We start from the raw sequence: 6,264 nt of genomic DNA, 5'->3' as shown, positions 1-6,264 counted from the left end.
GCGCGGCGGGCGGGGATGAGCGCCCGGCATCTGGCGCGGCTGTTCCGGGAGCAGGTCGGGGCGACGCCGGCGGGGTACGTGGAGCGGGTACGGGTGGAGGCGGCGCGGATCCTGCTGGAGGGCGGGGCGAGCGTGACGGGGGCGGCGGCGCGGAGCGGGCTCGGCAGTGACGAGAGCCTGCGGAGGGCGTTCGCCCGGCATTTCGGGGTGACGCCCTCCGCGTACCTGGCGCGCTTCCGGACGACGGCCTACTGACGGTCACCCTGCTCGCGTACAAGACCGCCCGGCACGGCGGCACCCTGGTCAGAGTCCCCGCCCCTGGCACCTCCCGGCGCTGCTCGTCGTGCGGTTTCACGACGCCCGGCAGCAGGGAGTCCCAGGCCGTGTTCGTGTGCAAGAACCCGGACTGCGGCTGGTCGGGCCATGCCGACCACAACGGGGCCAGGGAACGTCTTGCACCTGTACCGGATGGGCCTCGTGCTCGTCCCGGCTGCCGGGAGGGCAGTCGTCAGGCGCGCCAGGCGCGTCAAGCCCGCTACCGCGAGGTAAGCGGGAATCTCCCGGCTTCAGCCGGGAGAGCACTTCACTCGTACGCCTCGACGACCTTGACCTCTTCCTCCGTCACCACGCCCTCGACGATCGAGAACGAGCGGAACTGGAAGGGGCCGGCCTCGTCGGTGTCGGCGGTGGAGACGAGGACGTAGTGGGCCTGCGGCTCGTTGGCGTACGAGATGTCCGTGCGGGACGGGTACGCCTCGGTCGCGGTGTGCGAGTGGTAGACGATGACGGGCTCCTCGTCCCGGTCGTCCATGTCGCGGTAGAGCTTGAGCAGGTCCGAGGAGTCGAACTCGTAGAAGGTGGGCGAGCGGGCGGCGTTCAGCATCGGGATGAACCGCTCGGGGCGTCCGCTGCCGACCGGGCCGGCGACGACGCCGCAGGCCTCGTCGGGGTGGTCCGCGCGGGAGTGCGCCACGATCTGGTCGTACAGGGCCCGGGTGATGGTCAGCATGCCGACAGGATAAGCAGACGGGCCGCCCCGTACCGATGGATGGTACGGAACGGCCCGAATGCTGAGACCGAGCAGGTCAGGAGGGTCAGGAGCGCTTGGCGAAGGCCGCGCCCTGCGGGTTGCGGGCCTTGAGGACCAGGTAGGAGACCGCGAGGATCAGGCCCCAGACCGGCGCGCCGTACAGGGCGACGCGGTTGTCCTTGTCCATGCCCATCGTCACGATCACCATGCCGATGAAGGCGAGCGAGAAGATGCTGAACCAGATGCCGCCCGGGGCCTTGAAGGAGGACTGCGGCAGCTCGCCGCGGTCGGCCTTGAGGCGGTAGCGGATCTGGCAGATCAGGATGACGATCCAGGCCCACATGCCGGAGATGGTGGCGAAGGAGACGACGTAGTTGAACGCCTCGCCGGGCCACTGGTAGTTGATCCCGACGCCGACCAGCATGAGCGCGGCCGAGACCGTGGTGCCGACCAGCGGGGTGCCGGACTTGGTCAGCTTGGTGAAGACCTTCGGGCCCTGGCCGTTGAGCGCGAGGTCGCGCAGCATGCGGCCGGTGGAGTACATGCCCGAGTTGCAGGAGGACAGGGCGGCCGTCAGGACGACGAAGTTGACGATGGCGGCGCCGACGCCGAGGCCCATCCGCTCGAACGCCTCGACGAACGGGCTGACGCCCGGCTTGAAGGCGGTCCACGGGACGACCGAGAGGATCATGATCAGCGCGCCGACGTAGAAGACGGCGATGCGCCACGGCACGGTGTTGATGGCCTTCGGCAGGACCGTCTTCGGGTCCTTGGACTCGCCCGCCGTCACGCCGACGAGCTCGACCGCGAGGAAGGCGAACATGACCATCTGGAGGGTCATCAGGGTGGAGAAGATGCCGTCATCGCCGCCGAAGAAGCCGCCGAGGTCCCACAGGTGGGTGACGGAGGCGGTGGCGCCGGCGTCGGAGAAGCCGAGGGTGAGGATGCCGGCGCAGATCAGGATCATGCCGATGATCGCGGTGACCTTGACCATGGAGAACCAGAACTCCAGCTCACCGAAGAGCTTCACGGAGATCAGGTTGGCGCCGTAGAGGATCACGGTGAAGACGAGGGCGGACAGCCACTGCGGGATGTCCCACCAGTACGTCATGTAGGTGGCCGCGGCGGTGACTTCGGTGATGCCGGTGACGACCCAGAAGAGCCAGTACGTCCAGCCGGTCGCGAAGCCCGCGAAGGGGCCGATGAACTCGCGGGCGTACTCCGAGAAGGAGCCCGACACCGGGCGGTACATGAGGAGCTCGCCGAGCGCCCGCATGATGAAGAAGATGACGAGGCCCGCGACCGCGTACGCGAGGATCAGGCTCGGTCCCGCGATGGAGATGCCCTTGCCCGCGCCGAGGAAGAGTCCGGTGCCGATGGCACCGCCGATCGCGATCATCTGGATCTGCCGGGCGCCGAGTGCCCGGTGGTAACCCTCGCCGGAGGCGGAGTCCGCGGCCTCATTGCCGTCGTGCTGCTTGTCGACCTGCACTGAGGTCATGGTGGTGCGCCTTTCTCCATGCTGATCCGCGCGACTGCGAGTGCGTCTGCCGCGGATCAGATCCTGATCCCCCCGGATGTGGATGGAGTGCTACCGGCGGTCAGCCGGCCCAAGCGCCCTCGGGAACAGGGGTGGCGTGCCCGAGTGGTCGTGAAGATTTATCACGGGGTGAGGGGTGATCGACGGAGTTGGATGTGGCGCGCGCCACAAAAAAATACGGACAAAGGGTGTGCAAGATGGCCGAGCGGACGCTCTGATAACGCATTCGTTATCCGGATTTGAGCGTCCGCTGAGCGAACAGGGCGTGAACGGCCGGCCGGTCAGTCCATCAGGGTCGCGACGAGGGACTCCTGCAGCGCCCCCAGCCAGAGGTACGCCATCACCATCGGCTTGCGCGGATCGGAGTCCGGCAGCCGGTACAGCTGCTCGCTCTCCTCGTCGTCCGTGATCTCCAGACGGGTCCCGATGGTGAGCCGGAGGTCGTTGAGCGCGCCGAGCCAGGCCCGGGACTCCTCCGGGGTGAGCTTGAGGACCGCGCCGCCCTCCCCCGCCGCCTCGGCGGACAGCGAGTCGAGGGCGCGGACGACCACGAGGGCGTCCTCGCGCTTGCGGGCGCGCAGGTCGTTCTCGGTGTAGCGGCGGAAGTCGGAGGCGGCCGCCCGCAGCTCCTCGCTGTCGTCCCCGTACGCGTCGGGGAAGAGGCGCCGGAGGGCGGGGTCGGACGGGGGCTCGCTCGGCCCCTCGGCGAAGAGCGCGGCCAGCGGGTCCGCGTCCGCGGCGGGCTCGTCGCCCGGGCCGATCAGCTCCATGAGCTGGACGGTGAGGGAGCGGAGGATGGAGATCTCGACGTCGTCGAGCGCGACGGCCGCGCCGCCGCCGGGGAGGGTCTCGAAGTGGCCGGCCATCAGAAGCGGTCCTGGGAGAGGGTCGCCCAGAGGCCGTAGCCGTGCATCGCCTGCACGTCCCGTTCCATCTCCTCGCGGGTGCCGCTGGAGACCACCGCGCGGCCCTTGTTGTGCACGTCGAGCATCAGCTTGTGCGCCTTGTCCTTGGAGTATCCGAAGTACGACTGGAAGACGTACTCCACGTAGCTCATCAGGTTGACCGGATCGTTGTGCACGAGGGTCACCCAGGGCACGTCGGGTTCGACGACCGCGGAGACCTCCTCGGCCGATTCCGTACGTTCGATCTCAATAGGCGCGACGCTCACTCACACCATGTTGTCACCCCTGGGGGGCCGTCGCGCAAACGGGGCACGCGAAAGGACCCGCTGTTCGGACCCACTATTCGTCACTCTGACGATTTCTGCGCTAGCATCGCTGACATGAACGCTGCGGACCTTGGGCTGCCGGTGGACGTGCCGTCGACCGCGCTCTTCACCGATCAGTACGAGCTGACCATGCTCCAGGCGGCCCTGCGGGCCGGCACCGCCGACCGGCGCTCCGTCTTCGAGGTCTTCACCCGGCGGCTGCCCGAGGGGCGGCGCTACGGCGTCCTCGCGGGCGTCGGCCGGGTCCTCGACGCCGTCGAGAACTTCCGCTTCGACCCCGCCGTCCTGGGCTTCCTGCGGGAACGCTCCATCGTCGACGAGCCGACCCTGGAGTGGCTGGCCCGCTACCGCTTCTCCGGCGACATCTGGGGCTACCCCGAGGGCGAGGTGTACTTCCCCGGCTCCCCCGTGCTGCGCGTCGAGGGCTCCTTCGCGGAGTGCGTGCTCCTGGAGACCGTGATCCTCTCGATCCTCAACCACGACTCCGCCATCGCCGCCGCCGCCTCCCGCATGTCGGCCGCGGCCGGCGGGCGCCGCCTCATCGAGATGGGCGCCCGCCGCACCCACGAGCTCGCGGCCGTCGCCGCCTCCCGCGCCGCCTACGTCGGCGGCTTCGAGGCCACCTCCGACCTCGCGGCCGGCTTCCGCTACGGCATCCCGACCGTCGGCACCTCCGCCCACGCCTTCACCCTGCTCCACGACAGCGAGCGGGACGCCTTCCGGGCCCAGGTGGAGACCCTCGGGCGCGGCACGACCCTGCTCGTCGACACGTACGACGTCGCCGAGGCCGTCCGGACCGCCGTCGAGGTCGCCGGGCCCGAGCTCGGGGCCGTACGGATCGACTCCGGCGACCTGCTGCTCGTCGCCCACCGGGTGCGGGCGCAGCTCGACGAGCTGGGCGCCCGGGACACGAAGATCGTCGTGACCTCGGACCTCGACGAGTACGCCATCGCCTCGCTCGCGGCGGCCCCGGTCGACGCGTACGGGGTCGGCACGCAGCTGGTGACCGGCAGCGGCCACCCGACCTGCTCCATGGTCTACAAGCTGGTCGCCCGCGCCGCCTCGGCCGATCCGAAGGCGCCCCTGGTGCCGGTCGCCAAGAAGTCGCTGGGCGGCAAGGCCTCGGTCGGCGGCCGCAAGTGGGCGGCCCGCAGGCCCGACGCGGACGGGGTCGCCGAGGCGGAGGTCGTGGGCACCGGCCCGGTCCCGCCGGAGCTCGCCGACCACCAGCTGCTCGTCGAGCTGGTCAAGAGCGGCGACGTGGTGGCCAGGGAGCCCCTGGAAGCCGCGAGGGCGCGGCACATCGCGGCCCGTGCCGGGCTGCCGATGTCGGCGATCCAGCTGTCGCGGGGCGAGCCGGTCCTGCCGACGGAGTACGCCTAGCAGTCCCCGCAGGAGTCCTCGGGACCGCCCCCTCCCGCCGGGAGGGGGAAGTCTCTAGGCTCGGACCTCTCCCTTCCGACGCGCTAAGGACACCCGCCATGCACCGCGCATTGATCGTTGTGGACGTTCAGAACGACTTCTGCGAGGGCGGCAGCCTCGCGGTGGCCGGCGGCGCGGACGTCGCGGCCGCCATCACCGACCTGGTCGGCCAGACGGCGGGCACCTCCTACCGGCACGTCGTCGCCACCCGCGACCACCACGTCGACCCGGGCGAGCACTTCGCCCCGGCCGGGGAGCAGCCGGACTACGTGGCCTCCTGGCCGGTGCACTGCGTGGCCGGGACGGAGGGCGTCGGCTTCCACCCGAACTTCGCGCCCGCCGTCGCCAGCGGGGCGATCGACGCCGTCTTCGACAAGGGCGCGTACTCCGCGGCGTACAGCGGCTTCGAGGGCTTCGACGAGAACGGTCTGACGCTCGCGGACTGGCTGCGCGAGCGGAGCGTCACCGAGGTCGACGTGGTCGGCATCGCCACCGACCACTGCGTCCGGGCCACGGCCCTGGACGCGGCCCGGGAGGGCTTCCGGACCCACGTCCTGCTCGACCTGACGGCCGGCGTGGCCAAGGAGACCACGGACCGGGCCCTGGAGGAGCTCCGGACGGCGGGCGTGGAACTGACGGGCAAGCCGGTGGTGGCGTAGCCCTCCGCCGGACGGGCCTCAGGCCGCCGGCTCCTTCGGGAGGGAGCGGACCGGGTGCCAGAGCTCCTGGGCGGCACCCGGTGTGGATCTCCACAGCAGGCCCTCCGGGTGGTGCAGGACCGCGGTGACCTCGTCCGGGGTGGGCGGCTCGCTGTTGCCGCGGAGGTAGACCGCCCGCAGGCCGAGGTTCCGCAGCCGGGTCAGGGCGCGGGCACGGTTGGCGGCGTGGACCAGGAAGCGGACGGTGGCGCCGTCGCCGGCCGGGCTCGGCAGCCCTATGGCGACCACCACACTGCCTCCCGGCAGCTTGCAGAACCCTCCGTTGGGCATGCGGAACCACTCCCCCGTGGATCAGATGTCAATAAGAACTGCGTCAGACGCA

The 6,264-nt window shown here is 70.5% G+C and carries 8 protein-coding genes and 1 pseudogene; 4 read left to right on the top strand and 5 right to left on the bottom strand.

What is annotated here, in order from left to right:
• Both ACWGN5_RS24125 and ACWGN5_RS24120 read left to right on the top strand, forming a co-directional pair.
• On the top strand, positions 1-255 hold a 255-nt coding region (locus tag ACWGN5_RS24125; protein ID WP_453518580.1), incomplete at its 5' end, for a helix-turn-helix domain-containing protein.
• A pseudogene (locus ACWGN5_RS24120) lies at positions 255-549 on the top strand (zinc ribbon domain-containing protein); the annotation flags it as partial. The gene ACWGN5_RS24125 and the pseudogene ACWGN5_RS24120, both read left to right, overlap by 1 nt.
• Before the next feature lie 34 nt (positions 550-583).
• Here the strand turns inward: ACWGN5_RS24120 and ACWGN5_RS24115 are convergent.
• The 4 genes from ACWGN5_RS24115 to clpS form a co-directional block, all read right to left on the bottom strand.
• Positions 584-1,009 carry a Mov34/MPN/PAD-1 family protein gene (locus ACWGN5_RS24115; protein ID WP_453518578.1) on the bottom strand — a complete coding sequence of 142 codons (426 nt, stop codon included), beginning with the start codon at positions 1,007-1,009 and terminating at the stop codon, positions 584-586.
• Between the two features lie 85 nt (positions 1,010-1,094).
• Positions 1,095-2,531 (bottom strand): amino acid permease, encoded by a 1,437-nt coding sequence (locus ACWGN5_RS24110; protein WP_453518576.1) that lies wholly within the window; start codon positions 2,529-2,531, stop codon positions 1,095-1,097.
• A gap of 320 nt (positions 2,532-2,851) precedes the next feature.
• Positions 2,852-3,436: a DUF2017 domain-containing protein gene (locus ACWGN5_RS24105; RefSeq protein WP_453518574.1), complete on the bottom strand. Its 585-nt coding sequence runs from the start codon at positions 3,434-3,436 to the stop codon at positions 2,852-2,854.
• Entirely contained in the window at positions 3,436-3,741 is a 306-nt protein-coding gene (gene clpS / locus ACWGN5_RS24100; protein WP_041129438.1) for an ATP-dependent Clp protease adapter ClpS, read from the bottom strand. The genes ACWGN5_RS24105 and clpS overlap by 1 nt, the downstream gene beginning before the upstream one ends.
• Before the next feature lie 114 nt (positions 3,742-3,855).
• Here clpS and ACWGN5_RS24095 point away from each other — a divergent pair, with 114 nt between their 5' ends.
• A complete protein-coding gene (locus tag ACWGN5_RS24095; RefSeq protein ID WP_453518572.1) occupies positions 3,856-5,184 on the top strand; it encodes a nicotinate phosphoribosyltransferase in 1,329 nt (442 codons plus the stop codon).
• 98 nt (positions 5,185-5,282) lie between these two features.
• Positions 5,283-5,882, top strand: a complete 600-nt coding sequence (locus ACWGN5_RS24090) for an isochorismatase family protein (RefSeq protein WP_453518570.1) — start codon at positions 5,283-5,285, stop codon at positions 5,880-5,882.
• An 18-nt stretch (positions 5,883-5,900) separates the two neighbouring features.
• Here the strand turns inward: ACWGN5_RS24090 and ACWGN5_RS24085 are convergent, their stop codons facing one another.
• Positions 5,901-6,212 carry a hypothetical protein gene (locus ACWGN5_RS24085; protein WP_369144480.1) on the bottom strand — a complete coding sequence of 104 codons (312 nt, stop codon included), beginning with the start codon at positions 6,210-6,212 and terminating at the stop codon, positions 5,901-5,903.
• Positions 6,213-6,264 lie beyond the last annotated feature (52 nt).

The organism is Streptomyces sp. NPDC055815 (genome assembly GCF_053616475.1).
This window is presented reverse-complemented; position numbering and strand designations above follow the sequence as displayed.